The following is a 20,316-nucleotide window of genomic DNA, read 5'->3' on the forward strand; positions in this document are numbered from 1 at the left end:
CGCCGGCGCCGGCGAAGGCGCACGCAGCCGCCTCCGCCCCTGCCCGCAAGCGCGACGCGGGCGGCGCCGGCAAGGCGCCGGCCCGCAAGGCTGCCGCCAAGAAAACTTCCCCGCGCGCCCGCCGCGCCGCCTGAACGAGGAGAAGCCATGGAAACGACGACCTTGCTGGCCGCCTGCCTGTTCGCCCTGCTCTTCGCCGCCTCGCTGGGCTGGCTGCTCGCCCGGCGCAAGAGCCGGCTGCACCTGCGCCGCAGCCAGGCGGACAAGCTGCTGTGGGCTCTGCGACGCTATTCGGCCTGGGTGCGCGCGCAGCGGCTGGCCGCGGTGTTCCACGGCGAGGCCCCGGACGCCGCGGCGGCCCTGGACGAGGCCTGCACGATCCGGCGGCGCTGGTTTCCCGAACTCGCGCGCGACATGGCCGGATTGATGGCGGTGCACGGACACCTGGTCGACTTCCTGGGCTCGCAACAGTCGCTGTGGCTGCGCGACCCGGCGCTGTGGCTGGAATCCGGCCACGACCAGCGCTTCATGGCGCTGTGGCGCGAGCACCGCGTCGCACTGCAGGTCCTGCTCGCCCGCCTGGAGCAGGTCAGCCGCGTGCGCTTCCGTTCCTCCCCCATGCCGCGCCGGGAGTCCACCTATGCATGAAACCACCTCCATCGACCGCGAGCCGGAAGACGCCATGACCAAGCCAATGACCACGCTGGGCGCCGCAGCCGCGGGCGCGCTGGCGATGTACTACCTGGACCCCGAGCTGGGCGAGCGGCGCCGCGCGCTGCTGGCCGACCTGGTGCGCAACGGCCTGCCGCGCGAGCGGCGCGCGGGCAGCCGGCTCGGGCGTCGGCCACCGCAACGGATCGCGCAGTCCGACCCGCGCAGTGACGCCGACCTGCGCGGCCGCGTGCAGTCGCGGCTCGGCTGCGTCGTGAGCCACCCCGGTGCGATCCGCATCGACGTCGACCAGGGCGTGGTGCGACTGAGCGGCCGCGTGCTCGCCAAGGAGCGCGACGGGCTGCTCGCCCAGGTGCAGCAGGTGCCCGGGGTGCGCCAGCTGGTGAACGCCATGACGTCCCACGACCTGCCGGGCGAGATCGTCGAACGCGAGACGCCGATGTCCTTGTCGGCCGCGAGCCGTTAGGATGCGGGCGGTCCCTCCCGCCCATGAAACGCTCGCATCGCCTGATCGCCGCGGCCGCCGTCGCGGCCCTGCTGGTCCTCGTGCTGTCCATCTACCTGCACTCGTGGGGTGGACTGGTGCTGCTGGCCGTGGCCGGCGGCGCCTTGGCCTGGTACCGCATCCAGGTCGCGCGCAGCGAAGCGGCCGAGCAGTTCTTCGGTGATGCCGGCGAGGACACCCGCCTGACCAGCTTCCAGGGCGGTTCGCCCAGCGAAATGCCGGCTCCCGAGCGCACGCCCCCGGCGGCGCCCCCTCCCCCGAACCGCTGAAGAGCCGGGCCGTCCGGCCCCGGCTGCTGGAGCATTCCGACCGCTGGCGGGGACCCGCGCCTACACAGCGGATCAGCTGGGCCACCTAAGTTGGCAGCATCGACTCAACTTCGAGGTCCCTATGCAAGCCAAACTGCGTTCCACCGTCGCTGCGATCATGTTGCTGGCCCCCCTGGCGGCTTCCTTCGTGGCGCAGCCCGCCCATGCGCAGACCCGCGCCACCGTGGCGGTGCCATCGATCACCAACATGTCGCTCAACTCGGATGCCGGCCTCTCTGCCGGCGCCACCTTGCGCGCCACCGTGATCGCCAGCCCGAACGCGCGCAGCGCCAGCCTGGCGCTGGGCGACAGCGGCATCACCATGCCCTTGCGGCAGCAGGAGCCCGGCAAGTACGTCGGCTCGTACGTGGTGCGCCGCAGTGACCACATCGATCCCACGCAGCTGCTGACGGCGCGCGTGACCTTCGGCGAGCGCAGCTACTCGCGCCAGTTCAACTACCCCGCGGCCTTCCAGGCGCTGTCCATGGGCGCGGCTCCGGCCCCCGGCCTGGCCATCGAGCGCTTCGTCATGCGTCCCATGGGCCGCATCGAGCCGGGTCGCGAGCTGCGGTTCCGCCTGGTCGGCACGCCGGGCGGCGACGCCTTCCTGGACATTCCCGGCGTGATCCGCGGCGTGGACCTCGCGGAGGTGCGTCCGGGCGTGTACGAGGGCAATTACACGGTGCGCCGGCGCGATGACCTGAACGCGTTCGGCCGTGCAGTGGCCACGCTGCGCAACGGCAACCAGCGGGCCACGGCCAGGGTGGACATGCGCGGCGGCGACCGGGACTTCGGCGAGGCGCAGCCGCCTGCCCGCGACGACCGTGCCCCGCAGATCACGGAACTGTTGCCTCCCAACGGCGAGCGCATCGGCGACCGCGGACGGGCGCACATCTCGGCACGGCTCAGCGACGAGGGCAGCGGCATCGACCGCGACAGCGTGCACCTGCGCCTGAACGGCCGCGACGTCGGTCCGGACCTGCGGGTCTCCGAGAACGACGTCAACTACCGCGCCGACCTTCCGCCCGGGCGGTACACGGCGGAGCTCACGGTGCGTGACCGCGCCGGCAACGCCACCACCAAGACCTGGAGCTTCGAAGTGATGCCCGATCGGGTCGGCGGCGGGCCGCTTCCGCTGAGCGTCACCAACTACCGGGACAACGCGGTGGTGGACGCCGGCGGCAACCTGGCGATCCAGGGACAGACGGCTCCGTTCGCGAACGTGCGCGTGCAGGTCGAATCGGTGGCCAGCGTCGGCGGCCTGCTGGGCGTGACCCAGCCCGTGGCCGACCAGACCGTCCAGGCCGACCGAAATGGCAACTTCGGCGTGACCGTGAATCCGCGCGGCCTTCCGATCCCGGGAACCCGCTACGACGTGCGCCTGACGGCCACCAGCGGCAACCAGACCGCCGAGGAGCGCATCACCCTGGTCCAGCGTCAGGGTTGAGTCCGGCAGCTCGCATCAAGCCCCGCCCCGGCGGGGCTTTTTGCAGGAAAGCCGCGGCTTCGTGAGCCTCGGGCGCTCCGCCGTGACGAACGGCCCAACCGGGCGGGCAAGTGGGCTTGGCCGCGCCACGGGCGACCCCGATACTTGTTGCAACACGGCGCCGCTTTCACAGCACTCGCCGGGTTGGGGATGATGGTTGGGGTAGGCCCTGATGTGCAAGCAGGGTCTCTTTGAGGGGAAAGCCCCGCGCTCGCGCGGGGCTCTTTTTTTGCCCGGCCGCAAGCCCGATGTCACAAAGACATTGCGGATGGACCTGATCGGCCGGAATAATCGGCCATGGCACCTGACGAAAGAGCGGGACGGACCATTGAAAAACCCGCCTTCGGCGGGTTTCTTTTTGGGGGGTGGCAGGCGACCTCCCGCCTGCAGAAACCCCCTAGGGCTGCAGCGTCGATCCCGTGATCTGCGGCACCCCGCTTCCCAGGAAGAAGATCCCCGGGTAGCCGGCGGTCTCGAACCCCAGGCTCTTGTTGGCGCTGAGCACCGAGTTGGTGATGGACAGCGTGCCGGTGCGGTCGTTGCTGACGAAGATGATCGCCCCCCCGCCCTCGTTGGCGGTGTTGTTCGCCAGCCGGCTGCCGAAGATGCGCAGGTCGAAGGTGTTGCCGTCGTTGTAGATGGCGCCGCCGTTGCCGCCGCCGGGCGTGCCGCTGCGCGCCGGATTGGCGCCGGTGCCGATCGCGCGGTTGTCGGTGAACAGGCTGTTGTAGATGCTGTAGCTCACGCCGATCGAGGACAGCGCGCCGCCATTGCTGCAGAAGTTGCCCAGGTCGCTGCGACCGCCGAACGTGGAATTCACCACGTACAGCGGCAGGTTGTTGTACTGGTTGAAGGCACGCACGGCGCCGCCGCCGACGTCCGGCCCGGTGGGATCGCACTGGTTGCGGAAGAAGCGGCTGTTGACGATCTTCAGCCGGCCGCCGCGGGCGAACACGGCGCCGCCCCCGTCCACTCCCGCCGCGTTGGTGCCGGTGGTGGCGGCGTCGACGAAGGTCAGGTTCTGCAGCGTCAGCTGCGGATGGTCCTGGTTGTCGCAGTGGGAGGTGGTCCACACCTGCGCGGGGTCGCAGGTGTTCATGTAGAGGATCCGGCGTTGCCCGTTACCCGACAGCGTGACCTTGCCGCCGCCGTCGATGACGATCTTCGGCCCGGTGTTGTTCACGATCTTCGCCGTCTCGTTCAGCGTGATCGTGACGGGCGCCGTCCCGCAGTTGAAGGTGATCACGCCGCCGGCAGCGACCGCCGCCACGAAGGCATCGCTGGTGCAGCTGGCCGCGGTGCCGTCGCCGACCACGGTGCGCGGACTGGCCACGCTTTCCGCCTGGGCTTCCGCAGGCACGGTGGCGCCTCCGGCATAGCCCGCGGCGGGCAGGGAGTCGGTGGTGGTGGTGGGGACCGCCGGCGCGCTGCCGCCGGTATCCGTGGTGGGGGCGGTCGGGGTGGTGGTGCCCCCGCTCGCCGGATTGTTGGGGCTGCGCGTACTGCGACTGGCGGCGTCATCGAGCTCGGCGCTGCTGCTGCCACCGCCACCACCGCAGGCAGCCAGGACCAGGGAAAGCGCGGAAACGAGGGCGGGAAGTGCGCGCGGAAAACGCGAGTGCTGTGATTTCTCCATCCTGTCGAGTCTCGCGGCTGAGCGGGGAAACGCCCAGCGACCCTTGTCAAAGCACATCGATACGGGTTGTCACGCCAGGCGATTTGACACGGAAAACTCCAATGCGGACGCCAACTTACGCGTTCCACAGCCGGTGCGGCGCGAAGCGGCCGCACGCACTCCCTCACAAATTGCTGTTGTTGCGAACCGAATGTGAGCCTGCACCGGGACGGACGGGCCCCGGATCTCCGCGAACGGCACTGCGCTGCGCGGGCGGCCTCGAGCTATCCCCGCAGTCCCTCGGCATGGTGCGCGACATGCTCGCCCACCAGCGTGGCGATGAAGAAGTAGCCGTGGTCGTATCCCTCGTGACGGCGCAGCGTGAGCGGCTGGCCCGCTGCCCCGCACACCTGCTCCAGGCGCTCCGGCCGCAGCTGCTGCCCGAGGAATTGATCGGCCAGGCCCTGGTCCACCAGCAGCCTGGGCGCACGCGCGCCCCGCGCGATGAGTTGCACGGCGTCGTGCGCTTCCCAGAGGGTCCGGTCCTCGCCGAAATAGCCGCGGAAGGCCTTCTGCCCCCAGGGCACTTCGGTCGGCGCGCAGATCGGAGCGAAGGCCGACACCGTGCGAAAGGTCCCCGGGTGGCGCAGCGCCAGCGTCAGCGCGCCATGGCCTCCCATCGAGTGCCCCAGGATCCCCGGGCGATCCACGCGCACCGGGAAGTGCGCCTGCAGCAGCTGCGGCAGTTCCTCCAGCAGCCAGCTCTCCATGCGCCAGTGGCGCGCGTAGGGTTGCGCGGACGCGTCCAGGTAGAAGCTCGCTGCCGTGCCGAAATCCCAGTCCGCGTCGGCCCCGGCGATCCCCGTGGCGCGCGGGCTGGTGTCGGGCGTGACCAGGACGATGCCGTGCCGGACCGCATGCTGCTGCGCCCCGGCCTTGAGGGCGAACGTCTGCTCGTTGCAGGTGAGCCCCGCCAGGCAGTACAGCACCGGCAGCGGTCCGGGTCGCGCCTGGGGCGGCACGAACACGCCAAAGCGCATGGGCAGCCCCACGACGCGGGACGCATGTTCGTAGAAGCCCTGCACGCCGCCGAACGAGCGGTGGGTCTCCAGCGTAGTGATATCGCCCATCTCAGTAGACGACCACCGAGCGGATCGACTCGCCCTTCTCCATCAGCTCGAAGCCCTTGTTGATGTCCTCCAGCTTCAGGGTGTGGGTGATGAGGTCGTCGATGGCGATCTTGCCTTCCATGTACCAGTCGACGATCTTGGGCACGTCCGTGCGGCCGCGCGCGCCGCCGAAGGCCGAGCCCTTCCACTGCCGCCCCGTCACGAGCTGGAAGGGCCGCGTGCTGATCTCGGCGCCGGCCGGGGCCACGCCGATGATGATGCTCTGCCCCCAGCCCTTGTGGCAGCACTCCAGGGCCTGCCGCATCGTGGCCGTGTTGCCGATGCACTCGAAGCTGTAGTCGGCGCCGCCGTCGGTGAGCTGCACGATCGCATCGACGATGTTCGGGTGGTCCCTGGGGTTCAGGAAATGCGTCATGCCGAACTTGCGCGCCATCGCTTCCCGCGCCGGGTTCAGGTCGATGCCGATGATCTTGCCGGCACCCACCATGCGCGCGCCCTGCAGCACGTTGAGGCCGATCCCGCCCAGCCCGAACACCACCACGTTGGCGCCCGCCTCCACCTTGGCCGTGTAGATCACCGCGCCCACGCCGGTGGTGACGCCGCAGCCGATGTAGCAGACCTTGTCGAACGGCGCGTCCGGGCGGATCTTCGCCAGCGCGATCTCGGGCGCGACGATGAAGTTGCTGAAGGTGGAGGTGCCCATGTAATGCAGGATGGGTTTGCCGCCCAGGGAGAAGCGGGACGTTCCGTCCGGCATCAGGCCCCTGCCCTGCGTGCCGCGGATCAGCTGGCACAGGTTGGTCTTGCGCGAGAGGCAGAACTTGCACTGCCGGCACTCCGGCGTGTACAGCGGTATGACGTGGTCACCGGGTTTCAGCGAGGTCACGCCCGCGCCGATGTCGACCACGATGCCGGCGCCCTCGTGGCCCAGGACCGCAGGGAACAGCCCCTCGGGATCGGCGCCCGACAGCGTGAAGGCGTCGGTGTGGCAGATCCCGGTCGCCTTGATCTCCACCAGCACTTCCCCGGCGCGGGGCCCGGCCAGGTCGAGTTCTTCGATGGTGAGCGGCTGGCCCGCCTTCCAGGCCACTGCGGCGCGTGTTTTCATGAGGATCCTCGGGCACGAATGCGAACGGACGAAGCTTCGCAGTTTTCGGGCGACAAGGGGCGCGGTGGAGGAAATTCCTCGCGGCGCGCGGATGGTGCTTCCGGCAAACGCAGCCTGCCGGCAGCGATCACGGAGGTCCGTGCGCCAGCCGGAGACGGCTAATGACTGCCGTCGCCGCCCTGGGAGGACGAGGCGCGGCGGCCGGCCGTGGCCCGCTGGATGCAGACCTCGCTCAAGCGCGCCGCATTGCTCAACTGCGTGAGCAGCTGCCGGCACTCGGGCGTGCTCGCCACGCCCTGCGCCTCCTGCAGTTGCTCGACGAAGCAGCGCAGCGACACCACGGCTTCGTCCCAGTCCTGCGTCAACAGGTTGTCGACGGCAGTCTGCAGGTGCTCGCTGGCGCTCTCCACATGACGGGCAAATCGGCGGGGCATCCCCGAAGCCTAAGGTTCATTGCGAAAGCGTGGAGGCACCGAGCGGATGAATGGCGCAGCCGGTCTTTCCAAACGCTACAAATCCACGCTCGGGTCGCGTAAAGAAACCTGCTTTACATGTCGGAGGGAATACGGTCGTGGTGCACAGCGCACTGCCTGCTCCACTCGCAGGCCGCCGCGGACGCTGCCGTGCCGATCGCGTCGCTGTCGACCCTGCTCAACCGTAGAGCTCGCCGCAGGCCGCATCGCTCGCAAAACGCAGTCCACGCCACACGCGAATCTCGAAGTTTCGCGCGCGACCCGCGGTGGACTCCTTCTCTGACCGCGGCGGGCTGCACGAAGCAGCCCGCCGGTTCGGCATTGCCCCATCAAGGCTCGAACGGCGCGGGCGGGTCGCCAGCCGCAGGCCCCTCCTCCAACCGCGCCAGCATCAGCAGCCCGCCGATCACCAGCAGCGTCTTCAGGAAGGTGATCGAGTCCCATGCCGGGTCCTCGCCCGGCCGCACCCAGAAGCTTTGCAGCGCGGGGTTGGTTGCCAGCAGCACGGCAGCCGCCACCACGCTGGCCCAGGGCGTGTCGCCGGCCAGCAGCAGCAGCAGCGTGAGCCCCACTGCCGAGGCCACTGCGACGGGCGTCCAGACCACCGCGGGCCACGAGGTGCTGGCGGGGATGAAGCCGAAGACGGCCCACAGGCACGAGACGCTGGCCAGGCGCAGGCGCGTGGCGGCGGGGCCCATGGCATCACTCCAGCGCGGCGTGGTCGGTCGCGCGGGGCTGCGCCCTGGCGGCGACGCGCGCGAGGAAACCGGAGCCGCTGTCCTCGCCCGTGAAGGCGGCGACTTCGTTGCGGGCGCCGAGGAACCCGGCCGTGACTTCCGTTCGGGCCAGCGCGCTCGGACGCTGCGCGATCAGGTCGTAATCGTCCGCCCACGGATTCGCGCCAGCCTGCCGGAATTGCTGCAGTTCCTGCAGCACCTGCGCGCGCGTCGCGGTCGAAACGAAGGGGTGGGGGTCCACGGTGATGTCGTCGGCGAGCGCGGATCCGCAGGCGACGAAGACCAGGGCCGAGGCGAGAGCGAAGTTGCGGTTCATGTGCGTTCTCCATCTGGTGTGTCGGCCGTGCCGGATGCACCGTGCCGACAGGACCCATGATGGAGAACGACCGGGAATCGCGCAGTGCGCTCACGCACCGGTTTTTGCAGATGGCCCCGCGGAGGCCGCTCCTTCGACGATGCGCTGCAGCTGGGCGATGTCCCGCACCACCAGTGCCGACCCTTCGCGCGACAGCACGCCCGCCTTGGCTAGCGCCGACAGCTCGCGCGTGATCTGTTCGCGGTAGGTGCTGACGCGATGCGCCAGTTCGGTGTGCCGGGGGGCGGGCTCGATGCGCGCCCCGTTCACCGCGCCGCCGCCCGCGCGCGCCAGGCGCAGCAGTTCCACGCAAACGCGTTGCTGCACGCTCAGGGTGCTGAGCTCCAGCACGCGGTCGACCAGGCCCCGGGCGAGGTCGGCCAGGCGCACGAGCACGCGCTCGTTGACCACCCATTCCTCGCGCAGCAGATCGCGGAACGCCAGCGGCGGCATCGATGCAATGAGCCCGGGCGTGAGCGCCACCACGTCCGCCGAACGCGGACGCCCGTCGATCGCGGCGAGTTCTCCGAAGGACATGCCGGTGGCGAGTTCGCGAAAGCTCGTCTCCCGGCCGCCCGACGAATAGGTGGTGACCAGCAGGGTGCCGGCGACGATGAAGTGGACGTCGCGATCGGGGTCCTCCCGCGCCACCAGCCGCTGCCCGGTTTCATAGGGACGCCAGGTGCACTGCTGGCTGATCGCGTCGAGCCGCGCGCCCGCCAGGCCCTGCAGCAGGTCGACGTGGCGCAGCCCGAGGCTCGAGGGTTGCGTGGCGGATGAGGACATCGTGTTTCCTCGTGCGTCCGGATCGGTGGCGGCGCGATCCGGGCGGCGGCGCCGCGCGGAATCGACCACATCCGGCACTCTAACCGCGCGAAGGGCGTGCAACAAGCTGCGCATTGGCGCGAGGGCGAACGAACCGGTGAACCCCGCGGTCGACGCGCCCCATCCTTGCCCTTGACGCGCATCAATCGCAGGCGAATTCCCGGCATGGTCCGGGTGCCGCAACCCGCAGAATCGGTGCACCTGGAGGAAGCCTGGCATGCGCGAGACGAGGATCGAAATTCCGGCGGACGCCCACGGTTGGCAGCTGTACCACCGCAAGGTCGGCGCCGACGAAGCGGCCCGCGAGCTGAGCTTGCAGCTGGCTGCCCTGCTCGCGCCGGTGCTAGAGGCTCTGCCGGACTGCAGCGGGTACTGGCGCCGCGCGCAGGCCGCGCGCATCCGCCGCGAAATGCACGCGCACATGGAGCGCTTTCGCCACCTGGGTGCGGACGATCCGGAGCCGCGCATGGTGCTGAACCGCGCGATCCGCAACCACCTGAGCGTGGACCTCTCGGACTGACGCGTCCGCACGCACGGCGCGCCGTGCCCTGGCGGCAACCCGCTGCGCCGCCCGCACGCCCGCACGCCTGCAGGAATGCGGAATTCCCGGCCGACGAAGCGGCGCCGCAAGACGCCATCCGCGTCACGCGCACGCTTGAACGAAAGGGCTGGGGATCCAGCCTCTGCGTTCAAGCCCGCAAGGGGTGGGCTCGGAACAATCGGGTGCATCGGAACACACCGGAGCACACAATGACCACTTTCGCCCTGCGCATCCAACCCAGCGTACGAGCAGAACTCGACGCCGTTCCCCAGGACCTGCAGCCCGCGATCGACGCGGCGCGCGGCGCACGGCCGCCAGGCCACGTCCCGGCGGCTTACCGGCAATTCTCGGCAACCGTGGCCTTGGCCTTCCTCGCAAGCTTCGCCATGCTCGGCATCGGTGGCTGCAGCACGCCGCCGAAGGACCTGGACCTGTCGCTGATGAAACCGTCTGCTGCCGGCTTGTATCGGGTCGCGCTGGTGCCGCCGGCCCAGGCCCCGGCCACCAACCAGATGCACAGCTGGAAGGTGGAGCTGGCCACGCCGGACGGCAGGCCCGTGCACGGGGCGAAGTTCGCCGTCGACGGCGGCATGCCGCAGCACGGACACGGCCTCCCGACGCAGCCGCGCGTCACGCGCGAGATCTCCGAAGGCACCTACCAGCTGGACGGAATGAAGTTCAGCATGACCGGCTGGTGGGAGCTGAAGCTGGACATCCAGGGACCCCAAGGGATCGACAAGGTGACCTTCAACACGGTCGTCGGCAACCCGTCGGTGCGGCAGTGAACGCCCCCAAGTCGATCGGCACGCCCTGGTGGGTCCGCGCATGCGTTGCGGTCGCGGCCACCGCGGTGACTGCCGTGGCCGCGACGGCGCCGAACAAGGCCCCCTTGCGGGACAAGTGGTCCGCCGAGGACATCGCCACCCTCGCTTCGATGCGGATGAAGGAAGCGGGCCCGCGACCGCTGGAAGCCTCGAACGCCTACGAGCAGCGAACGGACGCTGCCGCCTTCGGCCGGGCCCTGTTCGACGACCCGCGCCTGAGCAAGAACGGCCAGGTCGCATGCGCCAACTGCCATTCGGCCGACAAGCAGTTCCAGAACGGCATGCAGTTCGGGGAGGGAATCGGCACCGGCAAGCGCAGGACCATGCCGGTCATGGGCGCCGCGCACGCACCGTTTCTTTTCTGGGACGGACGCAAGGACAGCCTCTGGTCGCAGGCGCTCGGTCCCCTGGAGGATCCGGCGGAGCACGGCGGCAACCGGGTGCGTTTCGTGAGGCTGGTGCAGACCCACTACAAGGACGCGTACGACGCGGCGTTCGGGGAGATGCCAGCCCTGGGCAAGCTCCCGCAGGACGCGTCTCCCGGCGGCAGTGCCGATGAGCGCGCCGCCTGGGCCGCGATGTCCGACAGCAGCCGGGAGGCCGTGAACCGCGTGTTCGCGAACATGGGCAAGGCGATCGCGGCTTTCGAGCGCACCGTGTCCTACGGGGAGTCCCGCCTAGACCGGTACGCCCAGGCCACCGTCGTCGGGGACGGCCGTGGCCAGGAAGTGCTCTCCCAGCAGGAGGTCCGCGGATTGCGCCTGTTCCTCACCAAGGGGCAGTGCGTCACTTGCCATAACGGACCCCTGCTGACGGACCATGCCTTCCACAACACGGGCGTGCCTCCGATCGACCGTGCGAAGCCGGACCCGGGCCGCACCGATGGCATCAGGAAGCTGCTGCAGGACGAGTTCAACTGCCTGGGCCGCTACAGCGACGCCCGGCCGGAACAGTGCGGGGAGCTCCAGTTCCTGGCCAGGGACGATCCCAGGCAGCTGGCGGCCTTCCGCACACCCAGCCTGCGCAATGTTGCCGAGCGAGCGCCCTACATGCATGCCGGCCAGTTCTCGACCCTGGAGCAGGTGGTGCAGCACTATGCGGCGTCCCCCAGGGCGGTGCTCGGTCACAGCGAACTCGCGCAGCCCGGCGACAAGCACGCGGACCGCCAGGCCATCCGGCTGACGCCCGCCGACATCCAGGACCTGGCAGCTTTCCTCGGGACGCTGAGCGGGCCGGTCGTTCAGGCCAGGTGATGCGGCTGCTCCCGTGCGCGGGCGCTGAGCGGGCCGCGCGGAATCCGCAAATCCCCTCAATGCGCCATCAGCACCGGCAGCGTCATGGACTGCAGCACGGTGCGGCTGGCGCCACCGAGCACCCATTCACGCGCACGGCCGTGGCCGTAGCAACCCATCACCAGCAGGTCGGCGCCCAGGTCGGACACGCGCGAGAGCAGCAGGTCGGCGATGTTGCCCGGTTCCGGTCCGCCCCGGTGCCAGGTCGCCACCACTCCGTGCAGTTGGAGGTAGCCGTCCAGGTCCAGCGCATGCCCGCCGATGGTCGCACCGCCCTCGTCGCCCCAGCTGAGTACATGCACCTTGGCCGCACGCCGCAGCAGCGGCAAGGCGGCATGGACCGCGCGCGCCGCTTCGGGAGTCTCCTTCCAGGCGATGGCGATCGTGTCGCCGACCGGGCCCTTCCATCCCACGAAGGGAACGACGATGGCGGGACGGCCGCTGGCCGACAGCACCGACGCGACGAAATCGGGCGGGACCGCGCGGCTCGCCGGGTCGTCGTCCTGGTGCTGGCCCAGCACCAGCAAGTCCGCGAACAGCGCCTGCTGCGCGAACGCGCTGAGCACCGGCACCTCGTTGGTCTGGCTCCACGTCGCGGCCGGACCGGCTTCGGCCATGGCCATGTCGAAGATCTTCTTCGCGCCGCCGCGGCGTTCCTCGTCCAGGGCCACGAGATCCGCCGCCAGCGTCGGCCCGAGCTCCGGCGCATAGGGCAGTTCCACGAACAGGGGAGTGGCGGCGTAGAGCGCAGCCAGCGCCGCGCCGTGCTGCTTCGCCACCTTGCGTGCGACCGCCAGGCGATCCGCCAGGGCTCGCGTCGCGTCGAGATGCACCAGCACCTGCCTGAGAGAAGAAGCCATGGGGCGCTCCTTGAATGGGGGGAAGGAGTCCACCTTAGGCCGCGCGGTCGCGCCATGGCTTGACCGGCGTCAAGCAGGGCACGGGCGCGTCGGCCGACACCCTGCCCCTGTCGGATTGCGGTGCGGCCGGGCCGCGCTTCAGTGCGCCGTCCGCAACGCGAAGCGCGCCGCGTTCCAGGCGGACCTGAGTCTCTCGAGCGGGTTCACCGCCTCCTCGAGCTGGATCTTCACGGCGCCGACCGCGGTGATCGAATCGATCTCCCCGCAATCCAGCAGCGCGGGGGCCACGACGCGCCGGGGCGGCGTCAGCACGACCGTGCCGCCGAGCCACCGGGCGGGTGCATGCAGCAGCACTTCGCCCTCGGTGACATACAGCTTGGCGGAACCATGCCGGTCGACCGCCAGGGCCTGGCCGGATTGAAGCGGGATGGAGCGTTGGTTCGTGTTCATGGGGGCAGTTTAGAATTCAAGTGACCTCCCATTCAATTGAATCTGATTTCAATGCGCAAAGAGGGCTCCCTTCCCACGCTGCGGCAACTGGAACTGCTGCTCGCCCTGCCCGGTGCATCCAGCATCGCGGCGGCCGGAGCGCGCATCGGCATGAGCGCGTCGGCGACCAGCCATGCGCTGCGCGCGCTGGAAAGCGCCCTCGACTGCGAGCTGGTGGACCGGCTGTCCACCGGGGTCGCTCTGACCCACGCCGGCGAACTCGCACTGCCGCCCGCGCGGGACGTGTTCGCATCGCTGCAGCAAGTCGGCGCCATCGCGTCGGCGGCCGCCGGCCTGCACACCGGCCGCCTGCGCATCGGCTCGATCGGGACGAGCTCGTCGCTGCGCCTGCTGCCGCCGCTGCTCGACCGGTTTCGCCGTCGCTACCCGGGGGTCGAAGTGCACGTTACCGAACGCGCCGATGCCGAGATCGAACAGGACCTGATCGGCCGCCGCGTGGACATCGGCGTGGTCCTCCTGCCGCAGCGGACGTTCGACACGCAGGCCCTCGCCACCGACGAACTGGTGGCGGTGCTGCCGCAGGGCCATCCCCTCGCGCGCGAGAAGACGGTGGCGGTGCGCGACCTGGCGCGCTACCCGCTGGTGCTCACGCAGGCCGGCTCGCAGGACATGGTGATGCGCATGTTCGAGCGCGTGGGCGTGCAGCCCAGGGTGGCGCACGAACTCTCGCAGGTGATCTCCATCCTCGAGTTCGTGGCGCGCGGCAACGGCGTGTCGGTGCTGGCCTCGCTCGCCGTGCCGGAACAGCAGCCCGGCCTGGTGTTCCGACCGCTCACGCCGCGCACCGCGCGGCGCATCGCCATCGCCTGCCTGGACGAAAGACGCCTGTCGCCGGCAGCGCTGGCCTTCTGGAAGATGGCGCGCAGCGAGACCAAGGCGGGGCAGGCCTGAGTCCCGCGGCGGCAGCGCCGCGTGCAGGGCAAGCGGGCGGCGGAGACGCGGCCGCTCGGCCCCGATGCACGGCACGGCGGATGCGGTGGCGCGCGTTAGCATGCGTCCCTGATGCAAAAGGCAAAACCGGACGGCACGACCCCACGAGGCGAAGGCGTGGCCCCGGCAGAGGAGCCGCCCGCCGGCAGCGACATCGATGCGCCGCATGCCTGGCTCGGGTCCACGGCCCTGCTGGACCTGGAGGATCCCCGTTTGCGCATGCGCGCGAACTCCCTGACCCAGTTCTCCCTCAATGACCACGCGAAGGCGCTGGCGGTCTACGCCTTCGTCAAGCGCCTGCCGTTCCACCGCCCGTTCAAGCTCGGCCCCCGCACCGCGCGCGAGGTCCTCGACTCCGGCCGGGGCGACGGCCCCGACAAGGCGACGCTGATGATTGCCCTGCTGCGCCTGGCCGGCGTGCCGGCGCGCATGCGCATCGTGCGCCTGGACGGCAAGGTCCTGCGTGGCCTGGTGGCCGACCTTCGCTGGATCTGCTGGCCCTTCGTCGAGGTCTGGCTGGACGGGCGATGGATCCGCACGGACACCTACATCTTCGACGCGCCCTACATGGCCGCGGCGCGCCATGCCCTCAGGAAATCGGGGCAGGACTTCGGCTTCGGCGTGTACGTGAACACCCAGCCGCTGTGGACCGCCCGGGAGCACGCCGCGCTGTCGCCCCTGCCGGTCGATGCGGACCCCATGGTGCTGGAGGACATGGGTCCGTTCCACGACCCGGACCACTACATGGGCTCGCACGGCTTCCGCGCGCTGCACTGGCGCCTCGCCCGCTTCATGCGATGGAACCTCATGGTGCCGAAGATGCGGCTGGCCGTCCTGCGCCTGCGCGGATCGTCCTAGATCGCTTCCATCAGGGAGCGGCCCGCGTCGACGAGCTGCCCGTCCGGCTGCCGCGAGGTCACGCAGCGGTGAACGTGTCCCGGGTCGCCACCACGCTCAGCTCGCACACGCGCCGGCAGACGAACCGCCGGAAGCCGGCCGCATCGGGCGCGGCCTCGCCCGGCTCCGCACCGGCGGCCGGCCGCAGCCAGGGATGGTCCCTGGATTCGGCGGACTCGCTGAAGCCGGGCATGTAGACGCGCACGGACGCGGCCACCGGAGCCAGCTTGCGCCCGAACCGTTCCGTGAAGGAGGTGATGCCTTCCGGCGTGAGGCAGGCGACGTGGGCCAGTCCGCCCACCGCTTCGGCCAGGCCCCGCGGGTCCACGCCGTAGTAGCGCGAGTTGGGCTTGTTGCCCAGGACGATCACCGGCAGCGTGCGATCCACCGCGAGCAGGTGGTCGCCCAGCATGGCGAGCTGCTGCTCGTCCTGCACGAAGTGGGGCTCGCCCTGCACCGCGATGCCGGCGTCGTCCAGCTGCAGGCGTTCCACCCACCGTCCCAGCACCCGCGGCGGTGCGATGCGCCGCTGTCCCTCCGGCAGCGTGCAGCGGGTCTGCACCGCGACCAGGTCGGTGTTCCCGAGGTCGGCGACGACGGCCTGCGTCGTCCAGGTGCAGCCGCCTTCGCGTTCGCTGTACGCCACCTCCAGGGTCCAGGCGCTGCCGTCCCTGCTGGTGGCGACGGCCAGCCTGCGCCCCGGCAGCACGCATTCGAACCGGTCGCTTTCGAGCTGCGCCCGCGGCGGCATCAGCCGCGGCCACTTGGCGCCGACCCAGCTCCAGACGATGTCCCTGGCCAGGCGACGGTTCTCGTGCGAGTGCGTCGGGCTGCGCAAGGCCGCGCGCAGCACGATCCCGGGTTCGGCCACGGCGGCGCCGGGGCGCTCGGTGTTCTGGAGGGGCAACGACGTCATGAATACTCCTTGCGCAGTCTGGTTCGGGGGGCCGACGGCGGATGCCATCAGCAGGCAAGAACCGTTCCTTCCGCCATGGATGAGAACGACGCCGCCATCGCGGACCCCATTGTTTGCTGCAATGCAGCATAATGGGGAAAGGGGAATGCCATGGCTGATGAGGTTGAAACCCAGACGAGGCAGTACTTCACCGTCCGCGATGCGTCAGGAAAATCGATGCCTGCGGTCGTGTACTGGGCGGGAAGCCCGCAAGGCGACGATCCGCCCTTGCAGATTGTTCCCCTGCGCAGGTTCGTGAAGCTGCTGGGCGCCGGCGAATCCCTGCAGGAGGTCGGCGACGGCGTCTTCACCGGTGTCAGTTCCGGCCGCCGGTTCGTGCGCGCCGATCCCGCGGAGTAGCCGTCCCCACTGCGCGCCGGTTGCCAAGCCTTCGCTTCCGGGGCACGATTCCCTGCACTGCGGCGCAACGGCGCGCCGCACGACCACCGCCAGGCACGCCGATGTTCTTCCTTTGGCCCCAGTACCTCTGGCTGCTGCTGGCGCTGCCCCTGCTGCCGGCCGCCTACGTGTGGCTGCTGCGCCGGCGCCGCAAGGAGGCCGTGCGCTACAGCAGCCTGGGCGTGGTCCGCGCGGCCGCCGAGGGCCGCAACTGGCGACGGCACCTGCCTCCCGCGCTGCTGCTGCTGGCCTGCTCCGGACTCTTGCTCGCGGCGGCGCGGCCGGTGGCGCGCGTGACGCTGCCCTGGTCGCGCAGCACGATCATGCTGGCCATGGACGTGTCGCTCAGCATGCGCGTCACCGATGTGCTGCCGACCCGGCTTGCGGCCGCGCAGGAGGCGGCCAAGCTGTTCCTGCGCGACCTGCCCCGCGGCATCGAGGTCGGACTGGTCACCTTCGCCGGCAGCAGCCAGGTGGCGCAGGCAGCCACGCTGGACCGCGATTCCCTGGTGACGGCCATCGACGGCTTCCAGATGCAGTACGGCACGGCGGTGGGCAATGCGATCGTGCTGTGCCTGGCCGAGCTGTTTCCGGACCACGGCCTCGACGTGGGAGAGATGACGTTCGGCCACAAGCGGCAGGGACGCGGCCTGGACGACAAGGCGAAGCCGCCGTCCCCCAGGCAGATCACCCCGGTGGCGCCGGGCTCGTACGATTCCGCCGCGATCATCCTGCTGAGCGATGGCCGCCGCACCACCGGCGTGGACACGCTCGAAGCCGCGAAGATGGCGGCCGACCGCGGCGTGCGCATCTACGTGATCGGCCTGGGAACCGCCGACGGATCGGCGGCCACGACCGAGGGCCTGCCGATCTACATGCAGCTGGACGAACCCACGCTGCGCGAGGTCGCGCGCATGACCGGCGGCGAATACCACCACGCCGGCACCGCGGAGACGCTGCGCAGCGTCTACGAGAACCTCGGCTCGCGGGTGCAGGTGTCGCCGCGCGAAACCGAGCTGAGCGCCCTGCTGGCGCTGGCGTCGGCGGTGGTTGCGCTCACCGCCGCGGCGCTGTCCGTGCTCTGGTTCAGCCGTATCGCCTGAAGGCGCTCGCTGGGGTGGGCCGAACGGACGATTGACGCAGCGGCAGCACGTCCACCATCATGGAGATTTGGGTTGTGCCATGAACATGCCGGTGCGAGTCGCCGCAGACCCATCCGTGTTTCTGCCGGACAGGTTCGCACGGCACGCCCTCGTGGCCGCCTTCCACCGCATCGGCCGCGCCTGCTGCAGCGCCATCCTGGCGTTTTTCGTGCTGGTCCTGTTTGCCAGCGCCCATGCGCAGGTCGCCCGTCCGCTTCGGGCGGACATGGTCCTCGACGCCGCGCTGCAGCCGCCTGCCGCCACCGCGAACTGGCAGACCGTGGACCTGCCCTTCACGTGGAGTGAAGGCACGATCTGGCACCGCATCGAGTTCGACGCCCCCGCCAAGCTGCTGGAGCATCCCTGGGCGGTCTACCTGCCGTACCTGTATGGCGGCGGCCGGCTGGTGCTGAACGGATCCCCGCTGGCCTACCTCGCGGAACCGAGCGCGGACGTCGTCGTGCGCTGGGAGCGGCCGCACCTGGTACCGATCCCGGCCGCGTTGCTGCGCGAGGGCAGGAACGAGCTGTTCATCCGCGTCACCGCGACGCCGATTTCAAAGGGACGGATGCCGCTGCTGCAGATCGGCCCGCAGGTTCAGCTGCAGAACGCGCACCAGACCCGCCTGTTCTGGGTGCGCACCATGTCCCAGTTCACCGTGCTCTCCTGCGCGATCGTCGGCCTGCTGGGCCTGTTCATCTGGTGGCGCCGGCGCGAGGAAGCCCTCTACGGGCTGTTCGGCGCGGCGGCCCTGCTGTGGGGCATTCGCACGATGACGCTGGTCATCGAAGTGATGCCGGCGACCGGCTGGACCGTCTGGCGCACGATCTACCACGGTGCGACCGGCGGCTTCGTCATCGTGATGCTGATGTTCGCGATGCAGCTGGCCGGCATCCGCCAGCACCGGTTGCGATGGGGCCTGCTCGCGTACGGGCTGCTCGGGCCCATCGGCTACCTGGCCAGCGGCGGCAACGAATTCCTGATCGGCACGGTCTGGGCCGGCGGCCTGCTGCCGATCGGCGTCGCCGTGCTGGTGATCGGCGCCTACGCGGCGTGGCGGCAGCGCACCGTGGCCTTGGCCATGCTGAGCCTGGCGCTGGCGCTGGCCGTCCTTGCAGGTTTTCACGACTACCTCATCGCAACGCGTTCGCCGCTGTTGCTCGCCGTGTGGCCGCAGGCCGCGGCGCACCGCATGTTCATGCTCCACTATGGGGCCGACATCCTGCTGCTGGTGATGGGGGGCATCCTCAGCGCGCGGCTGATCGCCACCCTGCACGGCATCGAGCGCCTCAACCTCACACTGGAAGCCCGGGTGGCGGAACGCGAAGCGGCGCTCGCGCAAAACTTCGAGCGCCTGCGCCGCCTCCAGATGGAGAACGCCGCCGGCGAAGAGCGGCAGAAGATCATGCGCGACCTGCACGACGGGCTGGGCTCCCGCCTGTTCATCACGCTGTCGCGGGCGGAAGCGGGATCCCTGGAGCAGGACGAGCTGGTCGAGGCGCTGCGCGAGTGCATCGCCGACATGCGTCTGACGTTCGACGCCATGGGCCCGCAGGTAGGCGACTTCCTGGCGGCGTGGGGCAACTTCCGCTACGGCTGGAAGCGGGCGCTCGACCTGCTGGGGCTGGCTTCCACGTGGGAACAGGAGACGACCGGCCGCATGGTCGAGATCCAGCCGCATGTCCGGCTCCAGCTGCTGCGCATCGTGCAGGAGGCGCTCACCAACGTCCTCAAGCATGCCCAGGCGTCGAGGGTCACCGTTCGCCTGCGGGCCGACGCGCTGGCGATCGAGATCGCCGTCTCCGATGACGGGCGAGGCCTGGGACAGCCGAAGCCGCCCGAGGGGCGCGGGTTGGCCAACATGCGATCGAGGGCCGCGCGGATCGGCGCGCACTTTGCGATCTCCGAGCAGCACCCCGGTGTGCTCGTCTCGGTGAAATACCGTCCGGACCCTGCCCTCGCGCCGGATCGCAGGACGGCGGGCTCACTCGAGCTGGATGGAGTGGCCCCCATGCCGTGAGGCGTGTCGGTGCAGCGGCGCCGTCCGTGGCCGCGGCCGGTGGGTTGAAGTATTCTGGCCGCGTGGAGGCCACCATGAGCATGTACCACGACGGCAACCGCGCGCTCCAGGACGACTTCGGCAGCCGTGCGCTCGCCGACCGGCTGGAAGAAAAGCTCAAGCGCGAACGGTTCAACGAGGACGACGCCGCCTTCATCCAGGGCGTCGACTTCTTCTTCCTGGCCACGGCGGATGCGCAGGGCCGGCCGGATTGTTCGTTCAAGGGCGGCCCCGCGGGCTTTGTGCGCGTGGCGGCGCCCGATCTGCTGGTGTTTCCTGACTACGATGGCAACGGCATGTTCAAGAGCCTGGGCAACATCGCCGCCAACCCGCATGTGGGATTGCTGTTCATCGCCATGGGGGACGCGCCCAAGCGCCTGCGGGTGAACGGGCGCGCGCGGATCGTGCGCGACGACCCCGCCATGGCGGCCGTCCCGGGCGCACAGCTGCTGGTCCAGGTGACGCCCGAGGCGATCTTCCCCAACTGTCCCCGCTACATCCCGAACCTGCAGCAGTTGCAGGCGTCGCCCTACCTGCCCAAGGCGGCTGGGCCCCCTCTCGAGCCCCGTTGGAAGAGCTTCGAGATCTTCGCCGGCGTGGTTCCGCCACGGCGACGCTAGGGCGCTCCTCGACGACACCCGTCGGGGGAACGCGGGATGTCGAACGAGTCCTACTCGCCAGCACGGCCCTGGC

Annotated in this window: 23 protein-coding genes; 13 read left to right on the top strand and 10 right to left on the bottom strand. The window is 70.1% G+C overall.

Annotated features, from left to right (window positions below):
* Positions 1-147: 147 nt before the first annotated feature.
* The 4 genes from AC1DSA_RS25315 to AC1DSA_RS25330 all read left to right on the top strand — a co-directional run bounded on the left by AC1DSA_RS25315 (position 148) and on the right by AC1DSA_RS25330 (position 2,932).
* A complete protein-coding gene (locus AC1DSA_RS25315) occupies positions 148-648 on the top strand; it encodes a hypothetical protein (RefSeq protein WP_477893882.1) in 501 nt (166 codons plus the stop codon).
* Entirely contained in the window at positions 641-1,138 is a 498-nt protein-coding gene (locus tag AC1DSA_RS25320) for a BON domain-containing protein (protein WP_477893884.1), read from the top strand. The genes AC1DSA_RS25315 and AC1DSA_RS25320 overlap by 8 nt, the downstream gene beginning before the upstream one ends.
* A gap of 23 nt (positions 1,139-1,161) precedes the next feature.
* A complete protein-coding gene (locus AC1DSA_RS25325) occupies positions 1,162-1,446 on the top strand; it encodes a hypothetical protein (RefSeq protein ID WP_477893886.1) in 285 nt (94 codons plus the stop codon).
* Between the two features lie 121 nt (positions 1,447-1,567).
* On the top strand, positions 1,568-2,932 hold the full coding sequence (locus tag AC1DSA_RS25330; RefSeq protein WP_477893888.1) for a hypothetical protein: 1,365 nt from the start codon (positions 1,568-1,570) through the stop codon (positions 2,930-2,932).
* 436 nt (positions 2,933-3,368) lie between these two features.
* Here AC1DSA_RS25330 and AC1DSA_RS25335 read toward each other — a convergent pair whose 3' ends face one another.
* The 7 genes from AC1DSA_RS25335 to AC1DSA_RS25365 all read right to left on the bottom strand — a co-directional run bounded on the left by AC1DSA_RS25335 (position 3,369) and on the right by AC1DSA_RS25365 (position 9,175).
* The gene (locus AC1DSA_RS25335) at positions 3,369-4,607 is read right to left on the bottom strand and encodes a hypothetical protein (RefSeq protein ID WP_477893890.1); all 1,239 of its coding nucleotides are present in this window, start codon (positions 4,605-4,607) and stop codon (positions 3,369-3,371) included.
* Between the two features lie 263 nt (positions 4,608-4,870).
* Complete coding sequence (gene fghA / locus AC1DSA_RS25340; protein WP_477893892.1) at positions 4,871-5,716, bottom strand: S-formylglutathione hydrolase; 846 nt, start codon at positions 5,714-5,716, stop codon at positions 4,871-4,873.
* 1 nt (position 5,717) lies between these two features.
* Positions 5,718-6,824, bottom strand: coding sequence for an S-(hydroxymethyl)glutathione dehydrogenase/class III alcohol dehydrogenase (locus AC1DSA_RS25345; RefSeq protein ID WP_477893894.1), 1,107 nt, complete (start codon positions 6,822-6,824; stop codon positions 5,718-5,720).
* Positions 6,825-6,982: 158 nt separating this feature from the next.
* Complete coding sequence (locus tag AC1DSA_RS25350; protein WP_477893896.1) at positions 6,983-7,258, bottom strand: hypothetical protein; 276 nt, start codon at positions 7,256-7,258, stop codon at positions 6,983-6,985.
* 368 nt (positions 7,259-7,626) lie between these two features.
* Positions 7,627-7,995 (bottom strand): hypothetical protein, encoded by a 369-nt coding sequence (locus AC1DSA_RS25355; protein ID WP_477893898.1) that lies wholly within the window; start codon positions 7,993-7,995, stop codon positions 7,627-7,629.
* Between the two features lie 4 nt (positions 7,996-7,999).
* Complete coding sequence (locus tag AC1DSA_RS25360; protein WP_477893900.1) at positions 8,000-8,350, bottom strand: DUF4148 domain-containing protein; 351 nt, start codon at positions 8,348-8,350, stop codon at positions 8,000-8,002.
* Between the two features lie 90 nt (positions 8,351-8,440).
* Positions 8,441-9,175, bottom strand: coding sequence for a Crp/Fnr family transcriptional regulator (locus AC1DSA_RS25365; protein WP_477893902.1), 735 nt, complete (start codon positions 9,173-9,175; stop codon positions 8,441-8,443).
* Positions 9,176-9,431: 256 nt separating this feature from the next.
* Between AC1DSA_RS25365 and AC1DSA_RS25370 the strand changes: the two genes are divergently transcribed.
* From AC1DSA_RS25370 to AC1DSA_RS25380, 3 genes are all read left to right on the top strand, one after another.
* The gene (locus AC1DSA_RS25370) at positions 9,432-9,734 is read left to right on the top strand and encodes a hypothetical protein (protein ID WP_477893904.1); all 303 of its coding nucleotides are present in this window, start codon (positions 9,432-9,434) and stop codon (positions 9,732-9,734) included.
* Between the two features lie 230 nt (positions 9,735-9,964).
* The gene (locus tag AC1DSA_RS25375) at positions 9,965-10,540 is read left to right on the top strand and encodes a FixH family protein (RefSeq protein ID WP_477893906.1); all 576 of its coding nucleotides are present in this window, start codon (positions 9,965-9,967) and stop codon (positions 10,538-10,540) included.
* Positions 10,537-11,832 (top strand): cytochrome-c peroxidase, encoded by a 1,296-nt coding sequence (locus AC1DSA_RS25380; protein WP_477893908.1) that lies wholly within the window; start codon positions 10,537-10,539, stop codon positions 11,830-11,832. Before AC1DSA_RS25375 ends, AC1DSA_RS25380 begins: the two co-directional genes overlap by 4 nt.
* A 56-nt stretch (positions 11,833-11,888) precedes the next feature.
* On the opposite strand, the gene AC1DSA_RS25385 is transcribed toward AC1DSA_RS25380, so the two are convergent.
* On the bottom strand, positions 11,889-12,731 hold the full coding sequence (locus tag AC1DSA_RS25385) for a universal stress protein (protein ID WP_477893910.1): 843 nt from the start codon (positions 12,729-12,731) through the stop codon (positions 11,889-11,891).
* 138 nt (positions 12,732-12,869) lie between these two features.
* On the bottom strand, positions 12,870-13,181 hold the full coding sequence (locus tag AC1DSA_RS25390) for a hypothetical protein (protein ID WP_477893912.1): 312 nt from the start codon (positions 13,179-13,181) through the stop codon (positions 12,870-12,872).
* 51 nt (positions 13,182-13,232) lie between these two features.
* Here AC1DSA_RS25390 and AC1DSA_RS25395 point away from each other — a divergent pair, with 51 nt between their 5' ends.
* On the top strand, positions 13,233-14,132 hold the full coding sequence (locus AC1DSA_RS25395) for a LysR family transcriptional regulator (protein WP_477893914.1): 900 nt from the start codon (positions 13,233-13,235) through the stop codon (positions 14,130-14,132).
* A gap of 111 nt (positions 14,133-14,243) precedes the next feature.
* Positions 14,244-15,029, top strand: a complete 786-nt coding sequence (locus AC1DSA_RS25400; protein WP_477893916.1) for a transglutaminase-like domain-containing protein — start codon at positions 14,244-14,246, stop codon at positions 15,027-15,029.
* 58 nt (positions 15,030-15,087) lie between these two features.
* Here the strand turns inward: AC1DSA_RS25400 and AC1DSA_RS25405 are convergent, their stop codons facing one another.
* Positions 15,088-15,984, bottom strand: a complete 897-nt coding sequence (locus tag AC1DSA_RS25405; RefSeq protein WP_477893918.1) for a hypothetical protein — start codon at positions 15,982-15,984, stop codon at positions 15,088-15,090.
* A 150-nt stretch (positions 15,985-16,134) separates the two neighbouring features.
* Between AC1DSA_RS25405 and AC1DSA_RS25410 the strand changes: the two genes are divergently transcribed.
* The 4 genes from AC1DSA_RS25410 (at position 16,135) to AC1DSA_RS25425 (ending at position 20,243) form a co-directional block, all read left to right on the top strand.
* A complete protein-coding gene (locus AC1DSA_RS25410) occupies positions 16,135-16,383 on the top strand; it encodes a hypothetical protein (RefSeq protein ID WP_477893920.1) in 249 nt (82 codons plus the stop codon).
* Positions 16,384-16,484: 101 nt separating this feature from the next.
* The gene (locus AC1DSA_RS25415; RefSeq protein ID WP_477893922.1) at positions 16,485-17,525 is read left to right on the top strand and encodes a VWA domain-containing protein; all 1,041 of its coding nucleotides are present in this window, start codon (positions 16,485-16,487) and stop codon (positions 17,523-17,525) included.
* Between the two features lie 115 nt (positions 17,526-17,640).
* Positions 17,641-19,584, top strand: coding sequence for a sensor histidine kinase (locus AC1DSA_RS25420; RefSeq protein WP_477893924.1), 1,944 nt, complete (start codon positions 17,641-17,643; stop codon positions 19,582-19,584).
* 74 nt (positions 19,585-19,658) lie between these two features.
* Positions 19,659-20,243: a pyridoxamine 5'-phosphate oxidase family protein gene (locus AC1DSA_RS25425; RefSeq protein WP_477893926.1), complete on the top strand. Its 585-nt coding sequence runs from the start codon at positions 19,659-19,661 to the stop codon at positions 20,241-20,243.
* The last annotated feature ends 73 nt before the right edge of the window (positions 20,244-20,316 follow it).

It is taken from the genome of Ramlibacter sp. P4_H7, from assembly GCF_056400765.1.